This window comes from Sulfolobales archaeon (assembly GCA_038897115.1).
In the GTDB taxonomy this organism is placed as follows: Archaea; Thermoproteota; Thermoprotei_A; order Sulfolobales; family AG1; genus AG1.
Genome location: JAWAXC010000143.1, coordinates 1 through 4,320, shown reverse-complemented (window position 1 = coordinate 4,320; position 4,320 = coordinate 1). Strand labels below are relative to the sequence as shown.

Below are 4,320 nucleotides of genomic sequence, written 5' to 3'. Positions count from 1 at the left end.
TCTATCGGCGTATATGCTTATGCTCTCCAGAGTCTCGATCCTATGGTCATCCCTCTCAGGGCCTCCAGAGTCCTCGCCATTCACATTCACAGCCCAGATCTACCAGGCTGAGGCATCAACAGGGTATAGGTATTTCATCAGCATAGCAATATCCTCTGGGTATCAGGAGGCTAAGAGATTCGCAGTCATATTCCTCCTATCAACACCATATGGAAACGCACTATGGCCACTCCTAGGAGGTGGGACACCAACTGTACCGGGCTATATGCCTCCTGCCACCGCAACAGCGTATATAACCCCGTCGTGGAGATATGACTTCCCCGCAGAGGTATGCTCATCCCCATACGGTGTTGAACAGCTCTACAGGGTATCCGAGATCTCAGGGATCATCAATTCATGGATATCCTGCTGGATATCGATACCGCCCGGCGAGGGCGTCTCAATAGGTGTTTACATGGTGGATAGTAATGACTATGTGAACCAGCCCATAGGGGTATTCGTATGCACGGAGGAGAGGTGTAAGTACCAGGAGCTCGAGTCAAACACGATCTCACCACCAGCTAGAACACCAGCTATACCACCCTGGACAAAGGATCAGGGAAGCTGCTCCGTAGTAGCAAGCTGGTATGGAAGCCACGGCCCTGACTTCTCAACAAGCCACAGCGGCTTCGCAAGGCTTGTGACAACCAGGGGGAACGATCGAGTCTACTACACTGTGATCCTGAGGCAGCAGGAGACAAGTGGATGGGAAGCGGCTGCACTGGCTATAAAGCCACCCAATGCTGACTGGATATGGCTAACCCCCGAGGGTGTGCAGAGGCTATCAGCCTATGCAAGGCTCATAGGATCCATAACCATGAGGGTCTATAGCTGGCCAGGCGGCTATGCATATAGCTCCCAGGACTTCGACAGGTTCTTCTCATCAAGCCCAACACTCATATGGAGTGGGCAGGTGGACAGGGTATTCTTCTACGAGTTCGATGGATGCTGGTGGTGCCAGATATGGTACTCATTCTATGCCCAGTACCCATTCCCACAGCAGCAGAAGGACTACTTCGCAAGCTGGATAGCACTCTCATTCGAGATCCAACCAGGTAACGAGGGTATATGGGGATTCGCAGTGGACAGCGACGACGCAGCAGACATACTCCTATGCGAAAACACAGGGCCTCCCGGTGGACAGCAAACAACAACAACACCGATCCAGTTCACAGAGAGCATGAGGGGAACCTCATTTGAACACGGCCCAGTAGTTGCAAGGATAAATATGATCCCGATAGACCCTTCGATAATTAAAAGCATATTATGCATAGATATTCCTTGGTTGTTGATGTCACCGCCATGTGGTACTGTATTCATATACCCAGGATATCCTATATTAACAACTATAGTACGCAACTTACAACTATTAAATAAACTTGGTGATCGTGTATATGCCCCAGGATCATTAGTTACAGCTACCGGGCACTACGCATTTATGGTTCCATCACTCGCACCTCAAGTGAGGGGAGGAGATGTAGATCCCTTCAATAACCAGCTATCAGCACCAGCCATGAAGCTGTTAGAACCTGCTGGCTACTTCGCGAAAGATAGTAGTGGTTCGTTTGGAATACTAAACCTAACATCCGGCACATTCCAGAAGGTCACAGAGATAGAGAGCGGGGGTATCTATTACTTCTACGGGGGTTCATCTGGTATAAACGCTCTGTGGGGCTATAGATCGAATATCTGGTCAGGACATATTACTTTACCTACACCAGATATTGTATTGATAAAGGGTATCTATTGGGTGCCACAGCACGCTGGGATCCCCGATGCTGAGAAGTATGAGGGCAGACCGCTCCAGATCACCTACAGCGGCTCCCTTGCTCAACAGATAGCCAGGTTCCCCGGTATCAACCCATCTGTCCCTGTATTCATGTCATATGTAGATCCTGGTGGTGGGATGCTGATATGCTATCCATATCCAGGGTCTCAGAACTACCTCCCAGTACCGAGGTGCCAGGTGTTCCAGAACAGCTTCATAATACCTGACTATACAAAGCAACCAGTGATCCAGGGGAAGTCTCTAGACCCACTCATAACAATCTCGAGGAATAACTACCTCTTATCAGGGCTAGACACAAAAGGGGAATTCGAGTGGTTCCTGAGCCATCCAAGGTGGGCTAGCATAGGATATATGATCAAGGGAGACCACGACTTCGGCGTAACACCTGTTAGAGGGCCTATAAAGTTCTTCGTAGCAGCAACCATACCGGTTATGCTACTCAACATCCCTGGAAAAGGGCTCAAAGCAATCTACGGAGCAACCTCAATACTCATAGCAGCAGACGCAATACCGAAAATGGGAGAATATCATATAGTCCTACCGACTGGATTTGGTGATGCGAAAATGATTCCTTGGTATACAGATCCTAGGCTGTTCTACCTAGTTGATCTCAACGACCTCACCCAGAGGAACGACCCGCCTATCAATGCTCCGCAGTCAGGTAGCTTCCTGCTATACTGGGATAGCTATAGCTTCAACCCATCCTCCCCACTGCTATTCAGGATCGGTGCTGGGGAGAACAACATCCTGGGCAGGATCCACTATAGAGTGATATATGCAGTGCCGCCTGTGGGTATCTATGGATACTACTGTAGGCTTGACAAGACAACCTGGCTACACTTGTTCAATCCTTCCGCACCGTTACCTGCTATCAACCCAGATAAGAGCAGCTGCTACAACTGGTTTGACCAAGTTATCTATGACTGGAGACAGGTTATGTACTCACTACCAAACGTCCCACAGCCATGGCCAAAGGAATTCGAAGACTATCTATCAATGGGTGGATCAGACCCATTCACAGGTCTAAACATAGTAACATATCCAAGCCCGGGCTTCGCAGTTGCGATAATACCTGTTAAATAATGATAAAAAAACATATCTACCCAACAGCTTTCGAGACACCAGGGACTAGATACACAACCTGATACTCATAGGAAGCAGGGATCTCCCTAGGCATTTCTGCATCGCTTACACTATATCTAATCCCTGAGCTATCATCTATGAAATAGCCTATGGGCATCCTTCTAGTGGATGGCAGCTTGGACATTATCTCCAGGAACTTTTGGTAGCCCTCGTTCTGCTTATACTTATCCTCATCAAAGCCTGATACGAGTACGAATACCTTAGAATGGTCTATGTTCTCGTATAGACCTCTATACAGATCCCTCTTATTAATACCTATATCGATTATTATTGGCCACCCCCTATAGATATTTATCACGTTATATCCTGAGAACTCGAAGCATCTGTAGTTGTATAGGCATTCTATCAGGATGGGCTCGGCTTTGTCTATCCACTCGATAGCAGCTGGCTTTGCAACAGGCTTTAGAACCACCTTTGTGAACTCTGCTAGGAATGGGATGCTGCCGTACATAATTACAAGGCGGCCTAGGACGTTATCTACAATTTGGCCACACATTGACGCTAACATTGATGTTGATCTCTGCCATAGATAGTAGTCACATGGCTTTCCATTCTCTACTGCGTATCTCATTAGCTCGTAGTCTCCTAGGGGTTCTCCGAGGAGGTTCACGGGGTCGTATAGGAGGGATACTATGGCGTTGAATGCTATTGATATGTTCTTTATCAGCTCGTATGCCAGCTCTGCAGCTGGTCTTGGGTCTCCGTCTATTGTTGCTACGAATATGTTGAAGTCGTTCTTACCATCGGGCTCCATCCATATTATTATCGCTGTGTGTTTCCCGTTGAATGCCTCTGCACCTTTTACCAGTAGGGCTAGTGATGGGTCTACCCTCCTCATTGTCAGTAGCTCTGAGAACCTCTGGCAGAGATCATCTATCTCCTTCTCCGAAACGGTTTTGTTGGCGTATTGCTTGCCATATTTTACGAGGATCCATAGTGGATCGTATGGGTATCCCGCTGTTATCTGCTGCCCGCTTGTTGCGTCCATACATGCTCTTCTCCTTAGCTCCTCGTAGTATTCCTTTGTTATGCTCTCGTTCCTGAGCTTAGCCAGGGTATATCCATAGTCCTTGTCCGGTGTTATATATGGGAAGATCCTTGCTACGGAGTCTGCGAAGCCAGTCATGCTCAGTGGTGGCATGGTTTTGAGGGCCTCGCCCGCTGCTAGTAATGCGTAGTAGTGGGGTATTGTTAGCCCGTATCCATCCTCCTTCCTCAGAAGCTCTATAGTCATCTTAGCACCTCCCCTCTGGAAAACAGCTATTGGTTCGAATGACTTCCTAGCCATCTCCCTAGCCTCTGCAACCATCATATCGAATATCCTAGCATACTCCCCACCCCAGTGGTTG

Annotated in this window: 2 protein-coding genes; one reads left to right on the top strand and one right to left on the bottom strand. The window is 48.2% G+C overall.

Annotated elements, in window-relative coordinates; all coding sequences use genetic code 11:
* Positions 1–2,911, top strand: a 2,911-nt coding sequence (locus QXE01_11755) for a hypothetical protein (GenBank protein MEM4971912.1), incomplete at its 5' end; no start/stop codon positions are given.
* Between the two features lie 16 nt (positions 2,912–2,927).
* Here QXE01_11755 and QXE01_11750 read toward each other — a convergent pair.
* Positions 2,928–4,320 (bottom strand): hypothetical protein (locus QXE01_11750; protein MEM4971911.1); only part of this gene is annotated, 1,393 nt, incomplete at its 5' end.